The following is a 25,260-nucleotide window of genomic DNA, read 5'->3' as shown; positions in this document are numbered from 1 at the left end:
AATAAGATTAAAAAACCTTGATAGTCGCTATAACTTTATCAGATAATTCTCTTGGCGTCAAAGATGGCAGCTAGCTGTAGCTAAGCCAGAAATTGTCTGTTATTTTCCAGAGTCCGATGGGGATGCGGGCACAGAGGGAGAGGATTTGACGAATTTTGATGGGGAGTCAATCGATTTTAGATTTTAGATTTTAGATTTTAGATTTTAGAATTGAAGTATTGACCCCACGGATAAATTCGGGGGGCAAGTTTCATCGGATAAGCTGTTGCGGCATTTAAATGGTATGTCAAAAATTTTTAAAGTCTTGTGGGGTGGGCGTCCCGCCCGCCCTCAATCTACAATTTAAATGCGCGACAGCTTACAGGTTTTTTATTTCACCGGTCCTGAGTCTGCTTTCGGAATGAATCCGGGGGCTTGTATCCTAGATGCTTGATTGTCAATCTCCAATCAAAAAGCTCACATCTCAAATCGATCGCCGCCAGACTCATCTTTAGAGTAGTTTCCATCTAAAAAACTCTAAAATCCCAAGATTCATCTGTAGAGTCAATCTAAAATCTAAAATCTAATCGATCGCCCTCAGACTCATCTTTAGAGTAGAGTTCCCATCTAATATTATGTCCGGTCGATTACCCCTAATAAGGTAGGGGCGGGTTCACCAACAATACCGGCCAATAATTGACCATCTCAAAAACCCGCCCTTTTAATCGCGGTCACTCGATCGGACATGATATAAAATCTAAAATCGCAAGATTCATCTGTAGAGTCAATCTAAAATTTCAAATCTATAATCGAGTGGCATTCTGCCACCTGCGAAAAAACTCCGATAGAATGGTCGGCGAAATTCGCCCTTCCAGCCAATCTAAAGCCTGGTTTTGGTTTGGTGCTGCCCGATAAAATTTGCACGCATCTATCAGCCGAATCGGAGAATTAGTGACTATAGATTGAGAGCGCCATTTTTGTGCAAACTCGTTAATAATAGCCGGAGAAATTTGTTTTTGCAGCCAATCTAAAGCTTGGTCTTGTTGTGCTAAACCGCGATAAAATTTGCCCACATCTATCAATCGCAAATTACTGTCTTGAGGTAAGGTAGTTGCCCGCCATTTTTGAGCAAAGTCCGCTAAAACAGAGGTAGGAACCTGACTTTGCAGCCAAATTAAGGCAGTATCTTGGGTAGCCTTAGCTTGATAAGACGAAAATATCTGAGTCAGCCGCACGTCTGATATGGGAGTGGGAGTCGGAGTGGGAGTCGGCTGCGGAGTGGGTGTCGGCGCTGGAGGGGGGACAACTACTTTGGGAGATTTTCGCATCAAAGCGGCCCAGGTTTTGAGGCTGGCAATGCCGTCTGGATTCAGACCTTGAGATTTCTGAAACGAGATGAGCGCCGCTGTGGTGTTGGCTCCAAATTTACCGTCCATCGCGCCTTGATAGAAACCTTTAATTCTTAATTCCCTCTGGATGTCTGCAACTTTATAACTTACGGCGCCTTCTCGGACGCTTTCATAAATATTGGTGTCTACATTGCCCGATACGCCGGAGACGCTGCCGCTGTCGCTGTACTGCCAAAAAGTCCAAGTTTTCCAGCCGCCGGGAACCCAAGGTTCCTCAGCAGTGGTATAGTGAGCAATCCACAGCGGGTAATCGGCAAACCGTTTTGTCCCCAAGTTGTCCCAGAAAGCGGGGTAAGTGTAGATAATCGGCCGCATCAAGGTGGCTTTTTCGACTGCTTCTAACCAAATTGCGGCTCGATCGCACAATTGATCCACACTCAAACCGCCTGTAGTTTCGATATCCAAGACTGCGGGCAAATCCCCCGCTTCGAGTTTTACAGTTTTCAAGAACAAATCTATTTGTCCTTGAATGCTGCTTGCAGGTCGAAAAAAGTGGTAAGCACCGCGTTGAATCCCCGCCGCTTTCATCGCCGCCCAATTGCGAGCGAAAGTTTGGGCAACGAAGGTTGCACCTTCGGTCGATTTGACAAAACTGAAGGTAATACCATCCCTGGCAACTGCTTGCCAATTGACATTGGGCTGGTAGTCGGAAACATCTATACCGCGAATACTCATATTACAAAGAGTTGAGAAAAGCTGGTTTGCTCTGAAGCAGCGACTCGATTAAGGGTACATTAATTTGTAATGCTAAGTCGCTAATTGTTTTTTTTGGAGGGGAGATGGTGCACATGAACTTCGATCGAATAGAGCCCGGCCCTGGTCAAGAGTCTGTTTGGGATTACCCGCGTCCCCCTCGGCTTGAGGAATCGACCAAACACGTACAGATAATTTTTAATGGAGTGACGATCGCCGACACGCGCCGTCCTCAGCGGGTATTGGAGACCAGTCACCCTCCTGCCTACTATATCTGCCCCGATGACATCAAAATGGAATATTTGCACAAAACTTTACGGGGTTCTTGGTGCGAGTGGAAGGGACAAGCCGGTTATTACACTGTGACCGTAGAGTCGAAAGAAGTAGTCAATGCTGCTTGGTTTTATCCCAATCCTAATCAGGTTTTTGCAGCTATTAAAGATTATGTGGCTTTTTATCCGAGCAAGATGGATGCCTGTTATGTGGACGGGGAATTAGTGCAATCTCAACCAGGGGATTTTTACGGCGGCTGGATTACCAAAGATATTGTCGGCCCGTTTAAGGGAGGGCCAGGAACTTGGGGGTGGTGAGGGAGTTTTGAGTTTTGAGTTGAGGACAGGGGCAGACACCGAGTTTTTTTACCCAAAACCTCGTTACAGCCTCGACCCCGGTTTAAAAACCTGGTTTTTTGAGTTTTTGTGCCCCGTGAATGAGTTGAGGACTCGTGCAGAAACTGGTTTGTTTTACGGCGCAAAAAACCAAGAGTCAAAAATTGAGTAATAATTCAATAAATATAAATCTATAATTGAGTGAGGATGAATCAATACAATGCAGGCACGGCAGAAACTAACGCAGCTTAAATAAATAGTGTAGTAAAGAATACGGTCACTGGTAATAAATAAATAATTATATAATTTAATAGCTGACACTAGCTTTGTTGCTGGTTTATTGTTTATTCGGATCTGCGCTGTGTCTGTTGAATTTATTGAGCCGTCTAACTCGGCAGAAAACTCACCCCAAAATTTATCTTTAGAGTCTACCCTTAAGGATCTGGCTCTATTCAATTTTCAGGTTGACTCCTCATATCTCGCCAAAGAAGTAGCTCGGTTGTTTCAATCTCACCCGCTGCTTCCGGGAGTTATCTTGACCGTAAATGGGGAATTTTTAGGGATGATATCGCGTCGGCGATTTATGGAACGCATGAGCCGCCCTTACGGAGTAGATATATTTGCTTGCAGACCGATTATAGCCTTGTATCAAATAGCTCAAACCGATATTTTGATTTTACCAGGAGTAGCCTTAATTGTCATGGCCGCTCAGCGCTCCGTGCAGCGACCGCCGGAACTGCTTTACGAGCCGATTGTTGTGCAGTTAGAACCTCAAGTTTACCGACTTTTAGACGTGCATCAACTGTGGGTAGCTTTATCCCAAATTCACCAACAAGCTACTTGGTCTATGAGCGAACTTTATTACAATTTATCCCTCACGCAATCCGAGTTAGAAGCAGCTAACTCTCAATTAAAAGCAGCTAATTCCGAATTGTATCGCCTTGCCAACTTAGATGGCTTAACTCAGATTGCCAACCGCCACTGTTTTAACGAATACTTAGAGAAAAAATGGCAAGAATTGGGAGAAGCAGCAGCAGAACTATCTTTGATTTTATGCGATGTTGACTTTTTTAAGACATACAACGATACTTACGGGCATCAGGCGGGAGATGCTTGTTTGCAACAGGTAGCCAAAACTATTGTTGAGGCTGTACATTACTCAGCAGGGGCAGTTTCGGGGGAGACTCTGGTAGCTCGTTACGGAGGTGAAGAATTTGCGGTAATTTTACCCCGCACTTCGTCAGAAATAGCTGTTTGGATTGCAGAGCAAATTCGAGTTTGGGTAAAAGAACTAGAAATCGAACACCTTAATTCAGCGGTGTGTTCTTTCGTGACGCTGAGTTTGGGGGTAGCGAGCACGTTTCCTCAGCCCGAAACTTCCCCGGAAAAACTGCTTGCGGCGGCAGACCGTTCGCTTTATCAAGCTAAAGACCGAGGGCGCGATCGAGTGATTTTAGATTTTAGATTTTAGATTTTAGATTGGAAAAAGTGATCCACGGATTTATCCGTGGGCTGGTTTAATGGTTTCGATCACAGATTGTCTGGCAAATCCCCGATCGACCTGCCGATGCTAGCGAGCAATTTCTCCAAAGCTTTCATCTGCTTGACGGTGAACGTCGGCACATTCTTCCCCAACTCCCAACGGCTGATGGTTTGCGACGAAACGCCAAGCTCTCGGGCCAAATCTTCTTGACTCATCTCCAGTTCTTCCCTGAGCTTCTTCAAATGCGACTCTTCATCTTCAGGTCGCGGAACGGGCTTTTTCGGCATATCCTCGATCGCACATTTTTTATATAAGATGCTTAAGCATCTTGACTAAACAATAAATTGATTAGACAATATGTTTAATAGCCAGTCCAGAACCGTGGAAAGTACAAGGACTGGCTCTAATACCCCTTTGGAAAGGAGCATGAATCGATTATGCCTTACAAACAGCGTCTGAATTCCTGGATTATTGTTCGCCTGCTTCCCAATTTACAAAGAAGCGTCGTGGGTCGGTTTCGCAGTTGGTCGGATGCAGACGGTCAGATCCGCATTTTGCGACAGTTGTTGCCGGAAGCTCGCCTAATAGTCGTGTTCGATCCGGGCGATCGCTCGTAAATTAGTTTTGAGTTTGGAAGCGATCGCCCAACGGTAAGGCGCATAGCTCGAAAGGCGCGATCGCTCCTATTCTCATTTGAAATTTTATCGGACGATCGTCCCGTGCCTACAAAGACTCGCACCAAGCACGTTCTGCCGTCCAGTGTCTGTCCGAAGATTCATAAATCCTCAACCCATCCAACCCGGCATTTTGGATCATCTCCTCAACTTCATCCAGCGTAAATGCTGCTTGCAACGAATCGCTGAATAACTGTTTCTGATGCGCGTTGCAATCTCCTGCATACAGATTGACTAAATTATCCCTGATTTCCGCTTTTTCCGGTCGCAGCAAATCCCGCAAAAAAATTGCTCCCTGCGGCTTCAACACCCGCTTGATTTCCTGCAAAAACGGCAGCGGATCGGGCAAATGGTGGATAATGCTGTTGGAAATCACCATGTCAAAATAACTGTCTGGATACGGCATTGCCTTAGCATCAATTAATTCGAGACTGATTTGCGATCGCACGCCCGCCTTTTCCACATTTTGGGCCCCGACTTTCAGCATATTTGGCGACAAATCAATGCAAGTCAATTTCCATGCTGGCCGGAGTTGACAAAGGGCGATCGGAATTCTCGCCGTACCCGTCCCCGCATCCAAAACGTTTCCAAAAACCGGCCCCAACGCCGCAGCACTCTGAGCAAAAGCAGCATTAACGTCAGCAAAGTCCATCGAATCGTATTCGATCGCCTCTTCCAAGGAATCCATCACTTCCGGTTCCAAAACTCGCTGCATAAAATTTATCTCGTTCTCTGGCATTTCCATATAGAGGCTGAGCTTCGCCTGCAAAAGCTCGACTAACTCCGGTTCCATATATTTGTAATTGTCCGGGATTTGCAGGCAAATAACTTTCTTGCCTTCGAGACTTTCGGGAAATTTGCTGCGAAGTCGATCGCCATGCTTCTTCTCCATCACAAATATCAAATCCGCCCAGCCCAGCAAACCCTCAGTTACTCTAATTCTTGCACCTTTTTCCGTTCCCGCCGATCGCACACTGTAGCCACTAACATTCTCGCATATCTTCTCGGCAGTCAAACTTCTCCACTTATTCTGACTGCACACAAACAATATCTTGGTTTTATCCATCTAGACACAATTACAAAATTCTATGTTTATCGTGGCACGGGCGTCCCGCCTGTGCTTCCAAAGCGGTTAAAAATTTCCTTCTAATTTCCCCCCGCTTGCACCTTGCATACCACAAATACTGTATTTTGTCAAATCTGGCAAAATCTGCGTTACAATTCTTAAACCATAAAATACGGATTTTGCATAAATAATTGTACTTATTACATTTGCGAATTCGTTAATTTTACGATTTTAAAAGCTTTCAGCGTCAAAAAGTAAAATTAGTCATAATGCCCCTGGATTATGAAAATCGTACCACAAGCCTCAAAACAAGTAAATAGGTAAAATAATTGAGAATGAAGTCAATAATTTTGGTCGTCTTTAGATTTGCTTAACAATTGAGAGGTCAAAATAGATCGAACATTTAAAACTAAATCGACTTTTAGATTGTTTTTGCTTATTAAAGTAGCCGGAATTGCCCCGAAGACCGATCGACCCTCAACAATAGATACAGATGCTCGATCGCACAATGGCATCAAACCAAACTTGCTCGAACTCTGCTAGAATTAGTAAAACGAAGTCGTTATGAGTTTGAATAAATAGCTATGACCGAACAAACCGTAGAAAACTTAGTAATTATCGGCTCAGGCCCAGCAGGCTACACCGCAGCAATCTACGCCGGGAGGGCAAACCTGAAACCCGTAGTCTTTGAAGGCTACCAAGCGGGAGGCGTCCCCGGCGGTCAACTGATGACCACCACAGAAGTCGAAAACTTTCCCGGCTTTCCCGAAGGCATCACCGGGCCGCAACTGATGGATCGGATGAAAGCTCAAGCAGCGCGCTGGGGTGCCGAATTATACACAGAAGATGTAATTTCGGTGGATTTGACCAAGCGTCCGTTTACAGTGCGATCAGAAGATAGAGAAATCAAAACCCACACGATAGTAATCGCTACAGGCGCGACGGCGAAAAGGCTGGGGCTGCCTAGCGAACACGTATTTTGGAGTCACGGCATTTCTGCCTGTGCGATTTGCGACGGTGCTACCCCAATTTTTAAAGGAGTAGATTTAGCTGTCATCGGCGCGGGCGACACAGCAGCGGAAGAATCTATTTATTTGACAAAATACGGCTCTCACGTACATATGCTGGTGCGGCGCGATCAAATGCGCGCCAGCAAAGCCATGCAAGACCGAGTGCTGAGCAATCCCAAAATTACCGTGCACTGGAACACCGAAGCAGTGGATATTTTGGGCGAAGCGGGTGGCAAAATGGACGGGGTGAGACTTAGAAATATCGTGACCGGCACTGAGAGCGATTTGCTGGTGAAAGGATTGTTTTACGCGATCGGTCACACTCCCAACACTCAACTGTTCCAAGGTCAGTTAGAACTCGACGAAGTAGGCTATATCGTTACCAAACACGGTTCGGTAGAAACCAGCGTCGAGGGAGTTTACGCCGTCGGCGACGTGCAAGACCACGAGTTTCGCCAAGCAATCACCGCCGCCGGTAGCGGTTGTATGGGGGCGATGCTGGCAGAACGTTGGCTGTCAGTTAACGGTTTAACGCAGGAATTCCATCAAACCGAGGCATCCGAGCAACCCACAGCAGCGCCGGAAGCTCCAAAAGTACGCAAAACCAGCGAGAACTTTGATATCCAAGACACGCGCCACGAAGGAGGTTATGCTTTGCGGAAGTTGTTCCACGATAGCGATCGACTGATTGTGGTCAAATATTCCGCTCCGACTTGCGGCCCTTGCCACAGCCTTAAGCCGATTTTGAGCAAAGTAGTAGATGAGTTCGAGGGCAAAATCCACTACGTGGAAATTGACATCGAAGAAGATCCAGAAATTGCTGAAAATGCTGGCGTAATTGGTACGCCGACGATTCAGTATTTCAAAGACAAAGCTTTGGTGACTGAGCTCAAGGGAGTTAAGCCGAAAAGCCAGTACCGCGAGTTAATTGCTAGTAATTTGTAGAAAGGCAAATTAGTGAAGACTTTTTAACCGCAGATATCAGCGGATGAACACAGATAAACGCAGATAAGATTACATCTGCGTTTATCTGCGTTCATCTCCGGTTAAAAAGTCTTCCTATGGTTTTCGGTAAATATTGATATGCTGATGAAAACAAATCTGACGCACGAATTATCAATTATGGCTCAAAGCCGCCTCCGACTGCCGCGATTTCTCAACAGTGCCTCACCGTCAAGCCTGTCAATGAAAATGATGTGGGCAGGTTTGACAATAACTGCCGTGTTTATATTGGTAGCAACCTTGTCTCCAGCTATGCAAGCTTGGGGATGGCTGCAAAATCCTACCGAGGCTTTGAGTAACCCCATCCACGAACCGCCGTCGGCGAATTATTGGTTTGGTACTAGCCGCAGCGGCTACGATGTGTTTTCCCGCACGCTGTTTGCTTCTCGCGCTGCTTGGCAAGTGGTAATTTTAGCCACATCTTTGAGTTTGTTTATCGGTGTGCCGCTGGGTTTGGTTAGCGGTTATTTGGGCGGTAAGCTCGATCGAGTGTTGTTATTTTTAATGGATACAATTTATACTTTGCCGGGGCTGCTGCTGTCTTTGACGTTAGCGTTTGTAGTGGGAAAAGGAGTTTTGAATGCTGCGATCGCCCTGAGCATTTCCTACATCCCTCAATACTACCGCGTCGTCAGGAATCACACCGTCAGCGTCAAAACCGAATTGTTTGTCGAAGCCGCGCGAGCAATGGGTGCTGACACTTGGACAGTGCTTTCGCGCTACCTGTTTCTGAATGTGATTCAGAGCGTACCGGTGCTGTTTGCGCTCAACGCTGCCGATGCAATTTTAACATTAGGAGGTTTGGGATTTCTCGGATTAGGACTTCCAGAAGCAACTCCCGAATGGGGCCACGACTTGCGTTTAGCTTTAGATGCGCTACCTACTGGCATTTGGTGGACAGCTTTGTTTCCCGGTTTGGCGATGACTTTAATGGTAGTGGGATTGTCTTTGGTGGGAGAAGGATTAAACGAGTTTGTGAATCCTCGCCTGCGGAATCAGCAGTAATTTTTCTGTAGCACAATCTCAAAAAACCAAACACCCAGATTCCGGACTTCTTTGAGAAGTCGGGAATCTAACGAAAAAGCGTTTTAGGTTTAATGAAAACGACCTACTTATCCAAGAAACACCAAGTATAGTTAAGGAGGCGAAATCATGAAAAATGTTCCACGCATAGAATATCTAAAAGTCCAAAATTACCGAGCTTTACATAATCTAGAACTTAAAAATATTACTCCATTAACCGTCTTCTTAGGACCAAATGGCAGCGGAAAATCAACTATTTTTGATGTTTTCGCTTTCCTGTCCGAATGTTTCACCGAAAGCCTCAGAAAAGCATGGGATAGACGAGGCAGATTTCGAGAATTACGCACCAGAGATAGTACAGGCTGTATCATCATTGAATTAAAATATCGAGAGACATCAAAATCACCGTTAATCACCTATTATCTCGCCATAGATGAAGAAAATAATCGTCCTTTTATCGCTGAAGAATGGTTACAGTGGAGACGAGGAGGTCAAGGTAAACCTTTTCGCTTTTTAGATTTCAAAAAAGGCGAAGGACAAGTCATTAGTGGCGCAACTCCTGATGAAGAAGGCGAAAGGATAACCGAACAACTAGCATCATCTGAATTATTAGCAGTAAATACATTAGGACAATTTGCCAAACATCCTCGCGTCAGCGCATTAAGACGCTTTATTACAGGTTGGTATTTATCCTATTTAACCGCAGATAATACCCGCAGCCTTCCCGAAGCAGGTGCACAGGAAAGATTGTCCCCCACTGGTGACAATTTACCTAATGTTATCCAATACCTAAAAGAACAACATCCCCAACGGTTAGAACAAATACTAAAAACCCTTTCTGCTCGTATTCCACGCCTCGAAAAAGTCGAGGCTCTTGTCATGCAGGATGGCAGACTTTTGTTGGAAATTAAAGATGCTCCTTTTTCTCATCCCATTTTGGCAAAATATGCCTCCGATGGTACGTTAAAACTCTTAGCTTATTTGACAGTTTTATTCGATCCCAATCCCCCGCAATTAGTGGGAATAGAAGAACCAGAAAATCATTTGCATCCGCAATTATTACCTCAGCTTGCAGAAGAATGTCGTTCGGCTTCGGCGAATACTCAATTAATGATAACAACCCATTCTCCCTTTTTTGTAGATCGTTTAAAACCAGAAGAATTATGGGTATTATATAGAGATGAAAAAGGTTATACTCAAGCCAAAAAAACCGCCGATATGCCGGGAATCAAACAATTCATAGAAAACGGTTCGTTACTCGGATCGCTGTGGATGGAAGATTTCTTTGATGTGGGAAATCCCCTCAAAAATGCGGGTGTACCGCAATGATTTTAACCTGAAACTTATGAGGAGGCGAGCATTTTGCATCTTGAGTTTTTAGTGGAAGAAGCATCCCTAGAATCAGCTTTAACCCAGCTTTTGCCCAAAATTTTGCCATCGACTGTTACCTATAAAATTCATGCTTTTCGAGGGAAAACAGATTTACTGGCTAAATTGCCTAACCGTTTGAAAGGTTATCAAGCATGGCTTCCGCCTGATTGGAAAATTGTTATTTTAATAGATGAAGATCGAGAAGATTGTCTCAAATTAAAACAACAACTAGAAATAATGGCAATATCATCGGGATTAATCACTAAATCTTCCTGTCAAAAAGATAAATCATTCCAAGTCTTAAATCGAATTGTAGTTGAAGAATTAGAAGCGTGGTTTTTCGGCGATGTTGAAGCAATTCGCCAAGCTTACCCTAAAGTCTCTCCCAATTTAGCTAATCAAAAAAAATATCGAGAGCCTGATGCTATCAAAGGAGGCACCTGGGAGGCTTTAGAAAGAGTATTACGGAACGCTGGATACCATCAGGGAGGACTAGAAAAATATAAAGCCTCTAGCGAAATTTCTAAATATATGAATCCTGAATCAAATCTCTCTAAAAGCTTCAAAGTCTTTTATCAAGGTTTATTAGAAATCATCAATAGTAAGCAGGTATAATCAACTTTATAGACAATTTTCGCTCTCGTCATTGCTGACCTAGGAGGGCGATAAATAATTTAGAGCTCAAACCTAGATCCGCGCTTTCGGAGGACACGCTGTAAATAAATGTAACAAAAGTTTTAGCGATCGCACCAGCGTCCTACCCTTCCCTTGTTTAAGCCTCCTGCAGTTTATGCCCTCTCTAACAATAGCAAGCACATCGCTAACTGGATAAGTTTTTCTTCCCTGGGGGAGTTATCATCGGCCGACAGTTGCAGCAACGCCCGCTGTGGCTTTTGTTTCGTCTGCTTGAAATTATCCAGACAATTCGGGAATGCTATCTAAATTTAATTAAAGGGGTTTATCGAATCTTCACACTGTCACGATATATTTAAAGGAATCGTGAAGTTATACTTCCGGGAGATGGCTAATTGTATTGTTTGTGAGAGAAACGTGCGATCGCGCAAGTGCGAACCGAAAGCCAAAAAATTTAGAGAAGTCCGCAGCCGAGAGTGGCGCGGTGGCTTAACTCTCAGTAGAATTTATCCTGGTGGTTTTTGCCACTGACGCGACAAACTCGTGTCGAACTGCTTAAATAAGAATGTGACGTTAAGAACTTAATGTGATTTAACGTCAAAATTAAAGCCAATTTCTGAGATTTGAGCTAACTTAACAATTAAAGCCCCTGTTGCACTACTCAACCCGCAACGCTTCATAGGGGGTCAGAGTCGGTCTCTAATCCAGAGTGGCCGGCTTAAAACTAAAGCTACGAGCTTTATTCAATCGCAGATTGCGTATGATTCAATTCAGGGAAACAGGGTAATGATGGGTGTATCTACACGGATTGTATTGGTTCCAATTTGGGCAACTCAAAAATTGTCTGCTAACTGTCTGGCCAACTACGCCGCAGCCGTTCACCCAGATATACGCAGAAAACAGCGCCGTTCGATCGTGCCAAAGTTTTTGCGGGCCGTTCTCAGGATTTAGCAGAGCCGGACATGAGTTAGTATTGTCAAGCTAAGCTGACAGAGTTTTCCTAGTTCTTGATAAACAATGGAAAACAACTTCCATTTTTTGTGAGAAAGGCTACAATCGGGAAGGTCTTGGCAAGATCCGATTCTCCCCTTTTGGTGCTTCAACCCTCTGCTGTTGCATTTGAGGCAGCAGACCGACATCCAAGGTGGCGAAAATTTGCCGTGCAACTGTCATGTCTGACAACCAGAGTGAAAGCAAGGCGAATCAAAAGTTCGATACCTCCAATACAAAAGTTAGAGGGTTCCGTGCGGGAAAACTTGTACGGGTAAAAGCTCGAAGTACCGAGTAAAAAAGCCAGTATTTTTGGAAGTGCGATCGATCGCACTTCATGGTTTGCTTCTGTGGGCAAGGTATCGCAGATGATGTGGTAACTCGTTCCGAAAGAAAAAGCCGCTAGCTCAATTCAAGGTCGCGATGTTAAAATTTGCGATCGATTGAATGCGTTGCCTGCTTCAAGCCAGAACTCGAACTGTGACTCATAAAACAGGTGCTGTTTCGGTAACAGATTCAGCTAGCAGACCGAAAATCCCACTATTTTTTCCTGCGGGAATGTCAATACTGGCTAACTTGTCTAAACTACAAACAGACACTATTCCACTGTTATTTATTCTTTAATTCAGGAGCATGAGGAAGACGGCATGATCCAGGCTAACACCGTACTCGAAACCACAATTACACCGGAAATGGAAACACTCGAGTTGCTTCGGGGCGCCGAAAGCGTTCTACCTGAGAGCGAGTTAGAGCTCTTTATCGACGAAGAAGACGATCGAGAAGAATTCTTAGACTCTCAATCTGAGGAAGACCCTAAATCTGGCAAAGGCGCCAAAGCCCGCCGGCGGGCACAGGCAAAGAAAAAGCATTATACTGAAGACTCTATTCGTCTTTACCTGCAAGAAATCGGTCGGATTCGACTGCTGCGAGCTGACGAAGAGATTGAACTAGCGCGCAAAATTGCAGATTTGCTGGAATTAGAGCGAGTTCGAGAACAACTGCTCGAAGAGTATAACCGCGAACCCAAAGACAGCGAATGGGCTAATGCTGTAGATATGGCACTTCCTGCATTCCGTCACCGACTTCACGTTGGTCGGCGGGCCAAGGAGAAAATGGTGCAATCAAACCTGCGTTTGGTGGTGTCGATCGCCAAAAAATACATGAATCGCGGTTTGTCTTTCCAAGATTTGATTCAGGAAGGCTCTTTGGGTCTGATCCGGGCCGCTGAAAAATTCGATCACGAAAAAGGCTACAAGTTTTCTACCTACGCAACTTGGTGGATACGTCAGGCCATCACCCGGGCAATCGCCGACCAATCCCGCACTATCCGCCTACCGGTTCACCTTTACGAAACCATCTCGCGGATCAAGAAAACTACCAAACTCCTGTCTCAGGAAATGGGTCGCAAGCCTACGGAAGAAGAAATTGCTACCCGCATGGAGATGACGATCGAGAAGTTGCGGTTTATCGCTAAGTCCGCACAGTTGCCCATCTCTCTAGAAACTCCGATCGGCAAAGAGGAAGATTCGCGTCTGGGAGACTTTATTGAATCTGACGGGGAAACACCAGAAGATCAAGTCTCGAAAAACTTGCTCAGGGAAGACTTGGAAAGCGTTTTGGATACTCTCAGCCCCCGAGAACGAGATGTACTGCGGCTGCGTTACGGCTTAGATGACGGACGGATGAAGACCTTGGAGGAAATTGGTCAAATCTTTAACGTCACTCGTGAGCGGATTCGCCAAATCGAGGCTAAAGCTCTGCGGAAGTTGCGCCATCCCAACCGGAACAGCATCTTGAAAGAATATATCCGCTAGAGTAATTTGCTAGCATCACCCGAAAGAGTGATTATCACTCTTTTGGGGGGGGGGAACCCCCCGACCCGGTTTGAGCTAGAGCTGTTAAATTTTGTGCTGCTAACTGCAGGGAGCAATTGGCTATTTGTGGCCCAAATCGCGCTGCCAAAATTTAGGGAGTCCGTTACGGAACTCCCAAGCTTTGCATTGTCACAAAAGTCTTAACTAGAAAATTACATCAGGCCCCAAAAGTGAAGCACGCCTTGACCGGAAACCAATTCGATGATGACAGCGGCAGAGAAACCAATCATCGCCAAACGACCGTTCCAATTTTCGGCTCCTTCGCTGAAGCCCCAGTTCCAAGCGTTGCGTTTTTGTTCTTGCATAGTGCGAACTCCTTTCGTTAACTTTTGTAAGGCTTATGTAAATAAATATAACAGTGACTTGAAAAAAGTGCAAGCTTGTGATGAGTGATATCGGTCACAACGGTCGATCGACCTTGATGATTTTGCCTAACGAGGAAAAATAGCCAACTCGGTATCAGGGTCAAACAAGTGAATCTTGTCGTGGGCGATAGCCAACCAAAGCTCCTCGCCAACTCGGATCGATCGCTCAGGAGGAACCCGCACTTGCATCCGCACCGCCGGAGCATCCGTCAAACAAACCCCCAAATAAGTTTCGTGTCCCAAAGCCTCTACAATTTCCACTTGTACCGAAATATTTTTGGTAGCCGGAGGGTTAATGCTCAGATGTTCCGGCCGAATGCCCAAAATCAGCCTTCGCCCGTCATATTGTTGTAGACTTTTTGCCCAAATATCGGGTAAAGTAAAGCGAAATTGCGGGTGAGAAATCAACAGCGGAGCACTAAATTCCACAGACAAAAAATTCATCGGCGGAGAACCGATAAACTCAGCAACAAACAGATTAGCCGGCTTGTTGTAAAGCTCTAGAGGTTGAGCTACTTGCTGAATCTGGCCGACCTTCATAATAGCAATGCGATCGCCCATAGTCATCGCCTCAGTTTGGTCGTGAGTTACATAAATAGTTGTAGTTCCCAACTGTCGCTGCAACTGCACAATTTGCGATCTCGTTTGGGCCCTCAATTTCGCATCCAGATTCGATAACGGTTCGTCCATCAAAAAAACTTCAGGATTTCTAGCCATCGCCCTACCCAAAGCTACCCGCTGCTTTTGCCCTCCCGAAAGTTGTTTTGGCAAGCGATTTAAAAGAGATTCTATTTGCAATAATTCAGCTACCTCCCGCACTCGTTTTCCTACAGCCTTTTCCCGTTCCGACAAATAGCGCAAACCGGGAGGCAACTTGCGAGTCGCTCCTACCAAAAAATCCTCCCATAAAGCATATATTCGCTCGTTGTTTAAAGTATTAGAAGCTAAATAATTAATAAGCTCTTTTACCTGATTCCTGATTTTTTCTGCCTTCTCCTTGCTTCCTTTTTCTTTTTCTGTCTCTTCTGCCTTCTCTCTGCTCCCTTCTAGCTGCTTCCTTCTAGCTGCTCCCTTTTCCCTTGTTCCTTGTTCCTTCTTCCTTCTATCAGTTACATCCGTTACATCCGTTACAGAATCCGTTGCCGAACTTCCTTCTTCCTTCTCCCTTTCAGAGCGGCGCAATCCAAAGGCGAGATTATCGTAAACTGTTAAGTGAGGATAGAGAGCATAATTTTGAAATACCATAGCGATATTTCGGTCTTTAGGAGGCAAATCGTTAAGGAGCCGATCGCCAACCCAAATATTGCCGGCCGTCAAAACTTCCAAACCGGCGATCGATCGCAGCAAAGTGCTTTTTCCGCAGCCAGAAGGCCCCACCAGCACCATGAATTCCCCATCTTCGACCGTCAGGTTAATGCGCCGCAAAACGCTGTTAGACGCAGGGCGATCGGCTATAGGTGAGACACTTTCTGCGACGGTGTTTGCTTCTTTTTCCTGTTCTCCTTGGCGGAGCGGAAAACTTTTGTAGATATTTTCTAATACAACTTGCGCCATTAAACAATTTTAGATTTTAGATTTTAGATTTTAGATTGGGGAATTGGGAATTGGGAATTGGGCATTGGGCATTGGTAATTGAGATATTCAAGGAAGGAGGAAGTTGGGGAACGAGCAGTGTAAAGGATTTAAATGATTTAACGGATGGATGTTGAAGTCAGAAGTCAGATGGAAGAAGTCAGATTAATTCCTCAATGCCCTGTTTGGCCCATGCCCCATGCCCCATGCCCCATGCCCCATGACTATTGACTATTGACTGCTGATAACTTTGATGATTCTTTCACCCGGATTGAGGTCAAAAACTCGATCGCCCGCAGCATCTTTCCCCCAAAAAGCTATAGCATCAATAGCCGATCGCAACAGGCGGCCAGAATTAGTAAAAAGTTTGACATCCGTACCCGGAACAGCCTGCAGCAAACCAACTAAAGCATCTTTAGGCTCTGCGAAGCGAAAAGCTTGAGTGCCAATTTCCCCCCGGTTAGTAAGTCTGACAGAACCTGCCGGCATTCGTTTTGCCCAACCCAACTCGGAAAATAGTACCAGACTGTCGTCCGGGTAAAGAGTGATGCAACCCACCAACTCTTCCTGCTTCCGCAACCTGGTGACTTGAGAACCCTGGGCCGCGCGGCCCATTGGCGGCAGTTGTTCATCATCAATCTCAAACCGGAGGACTCTGCCTCCTGAAGTTGCGATCGCCACTTGCTCGCCAACTTTACCCAGACTCGCACAGCGCAGCCGATCGTCCTCCTTGAGTTTAACAACAGTAACCCCACGATTAGTCAAATCAGCAAATTCCTGCATCGCCAAGCGCTTAATTTTTCCTTGCTGAGTCAGAGTTACTAAATCTGCGGCTTCCGAATTTTCCGGCAAAATAAAGTGTGCAACTGTGATTTCCGACAAAGCGCGATCGGCACTATCTTTAGTAGCACTCGGCGACAACAAACTAACGATCGGCGTTCCCCGGTCTTTGGCGCTACTACTAGGAATATCGGCCACTTTCAGCGGGTAAGCTTTGCCGTTAGGAGTTAAAACGACCAAAGTGCGATCGGTTTTCGTCAGATTTGCCGTCACAATAAAATCTTCATTCTTTTCTAACGCTGAAACCGATTTTTCGCGACTCTTCGAGCGTGGCTTTTCCCCAGTCGGCAAGCGTCGCACGTACTGCTTGTGCGAAAATTCAACAATAGTTTCCTCTGCCTCTAGAACCGGTAATAAGCTAGGCTGAATCGTTGCCGGCGACAACTGCTTTACCGCAGAATTTTTCTTACCAGAAAATTGTGGTTCGGCGTTTGCTGCGCGTGCAGTTCCATTGGCGAATTTAGTGCGGCGGGGGTCAGCGTACTTACGTTTTAGCGATCGAAATTCCTTCTTTAAAGCTTTCAAAAGTTCGCGCCTGTCGCTCAACAACCGCTGCAATTCTTGAATATTAGCCATCAACTCATCAAACTCAGACTGCAAATTTTGCCTTTCCAAACCAGTCAGTCTCCGCATAGGCATCGCCAAAATCGCATCAGCTTGACTTTCACTCAAATTGAGGCGAACTTGGAAAGTTTGCTTAGCAGTAGAGCCGTCAGGAGAATTTCTGAGAATGTCGATCGCTGTATCGAGATTTGTCAAAGCCAACATTAAGCCTTGGACAATATGACAGCGGCGTTCTGCTGCTTGCAACTCGTAATTGTAGCGGCGGGTAAGAGTCACTTCCCGGAAATCCAGAAATTCCTGCAACAATTGTCTGAGCGTCAACTGTCGCGGTTGACCGTTGACAATTGCCAGCAAAATCGCCCCAAAATTTGTTTGCAGGTCAGTTTGTTGGTAAAGGCGAGCGAGAACCGCTTCTGGAGTAAATTCCCGCTTGAGTTCAATCACCACTCGAATGCCTTCGCGATCGCTCTCGTCACGCAAATCAGAAATACCGTCGAGGCGGCCAGCATTGACCAACTCCGCCACCTTTTCAATCCAAGCCGCCTTATTTACCTGAAACGGAAACTCCGTCACCACGATCGCCGTTTTAGTACGCACCTTGCGATTACCAGGCACCTCTTCCACCCCGGCCACACCCCTGACCGCAATGCTGCCTCGACCCTTAGTGTAGGCGTCAACAATGCCCTCTGTAGCGACGATTTCCCCTCCGGTTGGAAAATCCGGGCCCGGAATCAGTTCTATCAACTTCTCGTCGGATAGTTCCGGGTTTTCAATCAAAGCAATTAAACCGTCTACCACCTCCCCCAAATTGTGCGGCGGGATATTAGTTGCCATCCCCACAGCAATGCCCGTACAGCCGTTGAGTAACAGAAACGGCAACTGAGCAGGCAGCGCCGTCGGTTCCTGCTGCGAACTGTCAAAGTTAGCAGTAAAATCAACAGTTGCATCGCCTACTTGGGTTAGCATAGCTTCGTGGGCGATCGGTGCTAACCTAGTTTCCGTATAGCGCATAGCAGCCGCCGGATCATTGTCCACCGAACCGAAATTGCCGTGACCCGCCAGTAAAGGATAGCGGCTCGAAAACTCCTGAACCATGCGTACCAGAGCGTCGTAAACCGATTGGTCGCCGTGGGGGTGATATTTTCCCAAAACATCTCCAACTACCCGGGCGCACTTACGGTAAGGTCGGTCTGGCGTCAGACCGAGTTCGTGCATCGCATATAAAATTCGACGGTGAACAGGTTTTAAACCGTCGCGGACATCAGGCAAAGCTCGCCCGACGATCACACTCATGGCATATTCGAGGTACGATTGCTGCATCTCGGCGTGCAGAGGCGTAGAAATTACTTGCCCGGAAAGTAGGTTGAGTTGTTTAGCCATGAGTCCTTGTGTCCGTTAATTCCTGAGTGAAAACAGCCTCTGTCAATAATGCCGAGGTTCCCTGTCTCGATTTAAAAGCCTTTGCCGCAGGCGAACCGAAAGTTCGACCCAACCGCCCAGTTGAAGAATAAAAATAAACTTAACTTGTGAAAGCAGAATCAGAGTCCCGAAGACGGGCAACACTTGCCTCTTACTCTCCACTCTTACCCTAACCTCTATGTTGCCTTCATTTGTGCCTACCTGTCTATTTACCTTCTGCCGTGAGAAGGTTGATTCACAGGAGAACACGGAATGCCCGAAACTCAGAACCTAGTGAGGCTTTAGCTTTTCCTAGGAAAGCGTCACGAGGGACTTGAGTCCCCGTCAATCCATGATAGAATTTAATTGCAATTAGGAATAACCATCTACACGAAGAAATATTCTCTTCAGGAGAAACCCCGCATTGAGCTCGTCTCGGTACAGCCGTAGCGTGGATCAAGCAGCAATGGTTGAAGATCGAGCTTACCGTATTTTGGCAAGCGTGATGAACTCCGAAACTATTAAAAAAGAAAAGTAAGCGGAATTTGAATACCTCTGGTACTGGTACTTGTTCTGAGCGTGTAGAGGCGACTGGACTATGAGTGAAGTCCAAGTTTTGGGCTTATTCAACCATAGAGCGTGGCCCTGACTCGCTGAGAGTGTCAAAAATGCCGATATTGATGAATTCATCACTCAAAAGCTCTCCTGGCGATATCTCCTAGTCTGACATCCCCTTGATGAACGCAAGCATCGATATTTTAAGCCGTTTTTGAGGGGTTAAAACTGAGAATTAGGAATCTCCAACAATCCCCACCAATCCCCGCTAGATTCGCTACTCCGAATGCTGTGGCGACGGGAGTACGTGAATAAACATGGCTTGATTCTAATGAGGAAGAAGGAAAATAATTATCACACATTCCCGACTCTAATCCCAGTTCAAAAAATAATGCAACTGTAGGCCCGTGATCCAAACTGATATCCAGTCAATCAGTTCCCATCTAAAATCTAAAATCTAAAATCTAAAATCTAAAATCTAAAATCTAAAATGGTAGAAGCCGGAGGCTTTACCGAAAGAGAGGATATTATAAGTCCAGGACGCACGGGTAGTCAGAAACCGGGTTTTTTCATAGCAATAGTTCGTTATAGCCGGCCGAAACGAGCAAAAACCGGGTTGCGAGGCGTCGTCCCTGCGTCCTAGATTGTACTAGAAACCTGCTACCTGAGAATCTTGAGGCTCTCACCAGTGCCAGGTGTAGTTATAAAAAACAACTAAACTGTCTGTGTGTAGTAGTCTAAATGATGGTACTGGATGCTTCTAGGCATCTGTAAACCCTCTCACAGCTAGTGGCTCAAGGATATACATACGGGTTTTGCAGGGTTCCCGGCTGATGGCGCTAAAAACTCTGCATTTTTGACGGGGAATGTAGTCCCCGTGTCGTGTTCCTCTTTGGACTAAAGTCACAAAGTTTCTATACTTCCCATATTTATTTATGAAAACCGTTCTGATTGTAGAGGACGATTTGGTTAATGCTCGGGTTTTTTCCAAAATTCTGACTAAGCGGGGGGGCTTAGCCGTGAAGCACACGGAAAATGTTGAAGAGGTGATGCAAATTGCTGCCAACGGCGAAGCTGATTTGATTTTAATGGATGTGTCTCTTTCCCGCAGCGTGTACCAGGGCAAATCTGTTGACGGCATTAAGATTACTCAACTGCTCAAAGCTGACCCGCAAACGGCATCGCTGCCGATTATTTTGGTGACTGCTCACGCGATGGCTGGTGATAAAGAAACATTTCTGGATCAAAGCGGTGCCGACGGTTACATCTCTAAACCTGTGGTAGACCATCAAGAGTTTGTTAATCAAATCAAGGCTTTGCTGCCTGATTGAGTGAACCATATATGCAGAAGGAATAAGAAGAAAGAAGGAAAAAGGAAGAAGGAAGAAAGAATTGTTCGTTTGAACCAACAAACAATTAAAACTCTCTTATTTACAAAGTTTGCTTAAACTCTGAATCTTCCTTCTTCCTTCTTCCTTTCGATGTCCCGATTACACAATGCTATGAGTTCGGACTTGTAATTTCTGAGGAAAAATTTGAGATTTTTATGACGAGTGACATAGGAGTGTGCGTTGCGACGAGGAACGAAATTATTCGATCGCCCTGTGCAACACCATTCACTCACTTCATGCAGCCCCAAGACTGCGATTAGTCTTCGTCCTCATCGAAGTCAAAACCGATATCATCATCATCGTCAGCATCTGGGCCCAAGGCATCATCCTCAGCCTCAGCGACAAACTCGTCTTCATCCACCTCAACTTCCTCAAAGTCCTCATCGGGCTCAAGATCGGCTCCGCGGCCAATTTCATAACCGCTTTCGATCGTATAAGCACGACGGGCAGTGCGATCGTCAAGTACAACATCTTCCTGTAAGTCGTGGATGTCGTCATCAAATACGGCGCCGTCAAAGCCTGCGTCCTGAACCCCAGCGTCTTCGTAGGCGTTGAACCCTGTACCGGCTGGAATCAGGCGGCCGATAATTACGTTTTCCTTGAGGCCCCGCAGCCAGTCAGATTTGCCTTCGATCGCAGCCTCAGTCAACACCCGCGTTGTCTCCTGGAACGAAGCAGCGGAAATAAAGCTATCAGTATTCAGCGAAGCCTTAGTAATCCCCAGCAACACGGGAGTATAGTCCGCCGGCGCCCCGCCAGTAATAGACATGGCTTCGTTCACCTGCTCCACCTGCCGCAACTCCACTAACTCGCCCGGGAGCATAGTGGTATCGCCGCCATCCTCCATCCTGACTTTGTTGGTCATCTGGCGGACAATCACCTCAATGTGCTTATCAGAAATATCCACGCCCTGAGACTGATAAACCGACTGCACCTCATTCACCAAAAACGTCTGCACCTGCTGGAAACTCTCCAAGGCAGCCTCAAAAGTAGACTGCCGCTCCTTCAGCACGTGGAAGAACACCTCCAGAATTTCGTGGGGGTTGGCAGGCCCGTCGGTCAAGGCTTCGGCGACGCCTACGCGCTGGCCGTCGGATACGATCGGATTTTGACCAGGCAACAAAGGATACTCCTCAATCCGGCCATCATCCTCAATCACCGCAAGTTCCACAACATCATCATCCGTAACCACACGAGCCGTCCCCGGCCGCTTAGCTAAAATACAAGCCTCCTTCGGCTTCCTCCCCTCCAGAAGCTCCTCAATCCGGGGCAAACCCTGAATGATATCCCCAGTCTTTGCCCGCTCAAACACCAGAATCACCAAATTGTCGCCCCGCTGCACTAAGTCGCCGTCGTCTACGTGCAGGACGGCACCGGCGGAAACCCGGTAAGGGCGAGCTACCCTGAGCAAGAGTTTCGCCGGTTCTGTCTCCGACGCAGGCACAACCTTCACAACTTGGCCCGACTCTTCCAGAACAACTCCGGGAGCTATTTCGGTACCAGCTACCAGCAGTTGACCCGGACTGACATCGGGGGTACCCGCCACAGAGATCGAAATAGAATCGGCATCTCGCATCACCAACAGTCGGCGCACTGGTTCTAAGAGCCCCTCGCGGATGCCTCGAACGATACCGGCTTCTTTGCAGAGAATCTCCGTCCGGGCGACTACTGCCCCAGGCGCGATCGACTGTCCATCTTCCACCAACAGCCGCGTGTGAGTGCTCCCCTGAGTCGGGTCAGCAGACACATCCCGCCGAATCACCAGCGACTCCAAAATCACCAACTGCAAGCGGAAAGTCTTGGAAACTCGATCGCCCCCATCATCCACAGCCACCGCCAACTCCTGCGACCCACTAACATCCTCAGCCGAACCCCAAGCCGGCCCCGAACCATCCGCCCCAAAAGCCGCAGCATCATCCTCATCCGGCAACAGCTCAATATCCGCCGCCAGTTGCGGAGCCCCCGAACCAATTTCCAAAATAAGCTGAGTCCGCAGCAGTTCCAATCCCTCGACAGATTTGACGCGCTCTCCATCCTTATAAGGAAGCCGCTGCACCGCTTTCAAAGAGATGGACTCGTTCAGCGCCGTCTGAGAAGGCACGGGTGGCTTATCGGGCACTGGAAACTCCACGACAGGCCGCAGCAACAAGGCGGGGCCTTCGGGGGTTTCGATATACTCGGCATAGCCCAACTCTTCCGCAACCAAGCCTGGGAAAATTTCTTGACCGGCGTTCACAATTTGACCTTCCCCTAATGTTAGGGGCGGGCGGTCAACTACATGGAGTGTGCCCGGCTTGATGACAATTTCCCGGAGGATGTCATTTTTCTGAGTGATTTCTACTGCCCCGCTGGTTTGGCAGAAAATATCTTTAACGACTTCTGTACCGGCTTCTACGTACTGGCCGTCTTCCACCAGCAGCAGAGAAATATCCTTATTCACCTCATGGCACTCCTCCGGTATCCACAGCAGAGTCCCACCCTTGACAACCTCGTAGCCAAGTTTAGCCTTGCCGCGCTTGTGGACTTCCACTCCCCCGTACTTGACAATCCCCCCTGTAGCCGTGCGGTAGCTGTCGTCCAGCAGTTCCGCCACCACTTCCCCGTTAATCACCTTGCTCCCAGGAGCAGTCTTCAGGGAAAACCGCTGCTTAGAAGATGTTTCGATCGTGTAATGGTCCCGGCCCCCCGCACTTTCTGCCCGCACCACCGCTTGGTCGAGCAGGACTTGGGCGGTGATAATTTCGATTTCTCTGGGGTCAGCGATGCGAACTACCCCACCATGTTCCGAGACCAGCTTAGTTTCAGCAATCACGCTTTCGGCCGGAATGTGATCGCCATTTTTCACTGCTGGTTCGGCGCCGGGGGGCAGGTTGTAGACTTCTCCTGAGAGTATCCAAATCAGCCCGCCTTTGCTGGCTGTGCGCGTCGTGTTCCCTTGGCGATCGGTTTTTTCTTCCGGCACCAAATCAGCAAACTTCGCTTCTCCCGCTAAGTCAGAAGCCACATCTGTAGTCACTTTTTCCGTAGTCTTGCGCGCAGCCCGACCGACGATCGGCACCTCAGCCAAAACTTGACCCGGAATCGCCCGCTGTCCGTCTTTGACCATCAGAGTAGAACCCTGGACAATCGCCAACTCGATTTTCAGTTTTTGATTCTTAGCCCCGGATTTCCCCTCCTCAAAACCATCCCCCTCAAACACAAGCTTGCCGTTGTTTTCTGCCACCAGTGCTTCTTCGCCATGTCTGGTGCGGAAGGAGCGAGTACGCAGGTTTTTGAATTTGACTACGCCGGGGAAGGGGGCGCGTTCTTGTTTGGCGACTTCTCCGGTGAATACGCCGCCGGTGTGGAAGGTACGCATGGTGAGTTGGGTTCCGGGTTCGCCGATCGACTGAGCTGCAATAATCCCGATCGCTTCTCCCATGTCCACCATTTTCAAGTGGGCCAAACTCCAGCCGTAGCAGTGCTGACAAACTGATCGGGTAGATTCGCAAGTCAGGGGCGATCGTAAATACACCTCTCCCACGCCAGAATTACCAATTTCCGTCGCCAACTCTTCGGTAATTGGCTGATTTCGGATGGCTTTTTCGTCGCGATAAGCTACGATTTCCCCGGTTTTGGGGTGTACCACGTCTCTGGCGAACACGCGCCCTAGCAGTCTGTCTTTGAGGGGAATCAGGACTGTTGCTCCGTCGGTCATGGGCCGGACTCGAATTCCCCGCTGGGTGCCGCAGTCCACTTCCCGCACAATTACGTCTTGGGATACGTCCACTAAGCGACGTGTAAGATAGCCTGAGTCTGCTGTCCGTAGGGCTGTATCTACTAAGCCTTTGCGGGCGCCGTAGGAGGAGATGATGTATTCGGTGACGGTGAGTCCTTCGCGGAAGTTGGTTTTAATTGGCAAGTCGATGATTTCGCCTTGGGGGTCTGCCATCAGTCCGCGCATTCCGACTAGCTGCCGCACTTGGGAGATGTTTCCCCGTGCTCCGGAGAAGGCCATCATGTAGACGGAGTTTAGGGGGTCTGTGGCTCGGAAGTTTTTGACTACTTCGTCTTTGAGGTCTTCTGAGGTGCTGTTCCAGGTGTCGATTACTTTTTGGAAGCGTTCGACTTCGGTGATTTCGCCTCTGGTGTATTTTTGTTCGGTGATGCGGATTTCTTCTTCGGCGGCATCGAGGAGCGATCGTTTTGACGGGGGCACTTGCAAGTCGTCTACGCTAATCGAAACTCCCGCTCGTGTCGCAAAGCGGAAACCCAAGTCTTTGAGTTTGTCGGCCATTTGCGCTGTACGGGCCGTTCCGTAGTGCATGAAAGACCAAGAGATTAATTTTTTGAGCTGACCTTTGTCAACAACTCGATTGCGAAAAACAATTTCTTTATTTTCTGTCATTTTTCTGAGTAGTGGTAATTGGTAACTTTTACTGCTGTTCGACTTCGGCTCCCCTGAGCTAAGCCCAAGGTTTCAGAACGTAGCCGAAGGATTGGTAATTGGTAAGTGGTAATTGGTAATTGGTAATTGGTAATTGATAAGTACAGCGGGGTAAAAAACCACGAGCCTTTTGTAAGGGCTGATTTAGCGTATAAGGAAGAGAGCTAAGCTAGGAGATGAATCGACTCACCTGCCCTTCCCATAATAAAGTTTATTTGCACTTACCTACTTAGTTGGTAGTTGGTAGCTTTTTCTACCCTTAGACTTTGCTCAGTCACCGCGTCGCTGAAAGTATTTGTAAGTAGTAATGGGTAAATTTTCTGGTTTTAATCAC

General features: G+C 47.1%; 19 protein-coding genes. 11 read left to right on the top strand and 8 right to left on the bottom strand.

The window, feature by feature from the left end:
* Positions 1-782 precede the first annotated feature (782 nt).
* Positions 783-2,063, bottom strand: a complete 1,281-nt coding sequence (locus QUB11_RS01695; protein WP_333203906.1) for a GH25 family lysozyme — start codon at positions 2,061-2,063, stop codon at positions 783-785.
* A gap of 113 nt (positions 2,064-2,176) precedes the next feature.
* Between QUB11_RS01695 and QUB11_RS01690 the strand changes: the two genes are divergently transcribed.
* Together QUB11_RS01690 and QUB11_RS01685 are read left to right on the top strand one after the other, a co-directional pair.
* Entirely contained in the window at positions 2,177-2,671 is a 495-nt protein-coding gene (locus tag QUB11_RS01690; protein WP_333203908.1) for a DUF427 domain-containing protein, read from the top strand.
* Between the two features lie 379 nt (positions 2,672-3,050).
* The gene (locus QUB11_RS01685) at positions 3,051-4,160 is read left to right on the top strand and encodes a diguanylate cyclase domain-containing protein (protein WP_333203910.1); all 1,110 of its coding nucleotides are present in this window, start codon (positions 3,051-3,053) and stop codon (positions 4,158-4,160) included.
* 59 nt (positions 4,161-4,219) lie between these two features.
* On the opposite strand, the gene QUB11_RS01680 is transcribed toward QUB11_RS01685, so the two are convergent.
* Complete coding sequence (locus QUB11_RS01680) at positions 4,220-4,459, bottom strand: helix-turn-helix transcriptional regulator (RefSeq protein WP_172186452.1); 240 nt, start codon at positions 4,457-4,459, stop codon at positions 4,220-4,222.
* A 150-nt stretch (positions 4,460-4,609) separates the two neighbouring features.
* Between QUB11_RS01680 and QUB11_RS01675 the strand changes: the two genes are divergently transcribed.
* Positions 4,610-4,789: a hypothetical protein gene (locus tag QUB11_RS01675; RefSeq protein ID WP_333203912.1), complete on the top strand. Its 180-nt coding sequence runs from the start codon at positions 4,610-4,612 to the stop codon at positions 4,787-4,789.
* Positions 4,790-4,895: 106 nt separating this feature from the next.
* On the opposite strand, the gene QUB11_RS01670 is transcribed toward QUB11_RS01675, so the two are convergent.
* Positions 4,896-5,912 (bottom strand): methyltransferase domain-containing protein, encoded by a 1,017-nt coding sequence (locus tag QUB11_RS01670; RefSeq protein WP_333203914.1) that lies wholly within the window; start codon positions 5,910-5,912, stop codon positions 4,896-4,898.
* Positions 5,913-6,496: 584 nt separating this feature from the next.
* Here QUB11_RS01670 and trxB point away from each other — a divergent pair.
* From trxB to QUB11_RS01640, 6 genes are all read left to right on the top strand, one after another.
* The gene (gene trxB, locus QUB11_RS01665) at positions 6,497-7,867 is read left to right on the top strand and encodes a thioredoxin-disulfide reductase (RefSeq protein WP_333203916.1); all 1,371 of its coding nucleotides are present in this window, start codon (positions 6,497-6,499) and stop codon (positions 7,865-7,867) included.
* Positions 7,868-8,044: 177 nt separating this feature from the next.
* Entirely contained in the window at positions 8,045-8,929 is an 885-nt protein-coding gene (locus tag QUB11_RS01660) for an ABC transporter permease (RefSeq protein ID WP_333203959.1), read from the top strand.
* A 147-nt stretch (positions 8,930-9,076) separates the two neighbouring features.
* Positions 9,077-10,276: an AAA family ATPase gene (locus QUB11_RS01655; protein WP_333203918.1), complete on the top strand. Its 1,200-nt coding sequence runs from the start codon at positions 9,077-9,079 to the stop codon at positions 10,274-10,276.
* A gap of 51 nt (positions 10,277-10,327) precedes the next feature.
* Positions 10,328-10,933, top strand: a complete 606-nt coding sequence (locus tag QUB11_RS01650; protein WP_333257035.1) for a DUF4276 family protein — start codon at positions 10,328-10,330, stop codon at positions 10,931-10,933.
* Positions 10,934-11,338: 405 nt separating this feature from the next.
* Positions 11,339-11,482, top strand: coding sequence for a hypothetical protein (locus tag QUB11_RS01645; protein ID WP_333203922.1), 144 nt, complete (start codon positions 11,339-11,341; stop codon positions 11,480-11,482).
* Between the two features lie 255 nt (positions 11,483-11,737).
* Positions 11,738-11,902: a hypothetical protein gene (locus QUB11_RS01640; RefSeq protein ID WP_223300711.1), complete on the top strand. Its 165-nt coding sequence runs from the start codon at positions 11,738-11,740 to the stop codon at positions 11,900-11,902.
* Positions 11,903-12,050: 148 nt separating this feature from the next.
* Here QUB11_RS01640 and QUB11_RS01635 read toward each other — a convergent pair whose 3' ends face one another.
* On the bottom strand, positions 12,051-12,299 hold the full coding sequence (locus tag QUB11_RS01635; RefSeq protein WP_333054807.1) for a hypothetical protein: 249 nt from the start codon (positions 12,297-12,299) through the stop codon (positions 12,051-12,053).
* Between the two features lie 289 nt (positions 12,300-12,588).
* Here QUB11_RS01635 and rpoD point away from each other — a divergent pair, with 289 nt between their 5' ends.
* Positions 12,589-13,755 (top strand): RNA polymerase sigma factor RpoD, encoded by a 1,167-nt coding sequence (gene rpoD / locus QUB11_RS01630; protein ID WP_333389496.1) that lies wholly within the window; start codon positions 12,589-12,591, stop codon positions 13,753-13,755.
* Between the two features lie 212 nt (positions 13,756-13,967).
* Here the strand turns inward: rpoD and QUB11_RS01625 are convergent, their stop codons facing one another.
* The 3 genes from QUB11_RS01625 to QUB11_RS01615 all read right to left on the bottom strand — a co-directional run bounded on the left by QUB11_RS01625 (position 13,968) and on the right by QUB11_RS01615 (position 18,536).
* A complete protein-coding gene (locus tag QUB11_RS01625) occupies positions 13,968-14,120 on the bottom strand; it encodes a chlorophyll A-B binding protein (protein WP_194063436.1) in 153 nt (50 codons plus the stop codon).
* 126 nt (positions 14,121-14,246) lie between these two features.
* Positions 14,247-15,734: an ATP-binding cassette domain-containing protein gene (locus QUB11_RS01620; protein WP_333389494.1), complete on the bottom strand. Its 1,488-nt coding sequence runs from the start codon at positions 15,732-15,734 to the stop codon at positions 14,247-14,249.
* 249 nt (positions 15,735-15,983) lie between these two features.
* Positions 15,984-18,536 carry a DNA topoisomerase (ATP-hydrolyzing) gene (locus QUB11_RS01615; protein WP_333389492.1) on the bottom strand — a complete coding sequence of 851 codons (2,553 nt, stop codon included), beginning with the start codon at positions 18,534-18,536 and terminating at the stop codon, positions 15,984-15,986.
* A 1,508-nt stretch (positions 18,537-20,044) separates the two neighbouring features.
* Here QUB11_RS01615 and QUB11_RS01610 point away from each other — a divergent pair.
* Positions 20,045-20,440 (top strand): response regulator, encoded by a 396-nt coding sequence (locus QUB11_RS01610; protein WP_006632892.1) that lies wholly within the window; start codon positions 20,045-20,047, stop codon positions 20,438-20,440.
* Between the two features lie 316 nt (positions 20,441-20,756).
* On the opposite strand, the gene QUB11_RS01605 is transcribed toward QUB11_RS01610, so the two are convergent.
* Positions 20,757-24,887 carry a DNA-directed RNA polymerase subunit beta'' gene (locus QUB11_RS01605; protein WP_333389491.1) on the bottom strand — a complete coding sequence of 1,377 codons (4,131 nt, stop codon included), beginning with the start codon at positions 24,885-24,887 and terminating at the stop codon, positions 20,757-20,759.
* Between the last annotated feature and the right edge of the window lie 373 nt (positions 24,888-25,260).

This window comes from Microcoleus sp. B6-A1, assembly GCF_036705085.1.
Taxonomy (GTDB): Bacteria; Cyanobacteriota; Cyanobacteriia; order Cyanobacteriales; family Microcoleaceae; genus Microcoleus.
Note: the sequence above shows the minus strand (reverse complement) of the source record. Positions and strands in the feature narration are given on the sequence as shown.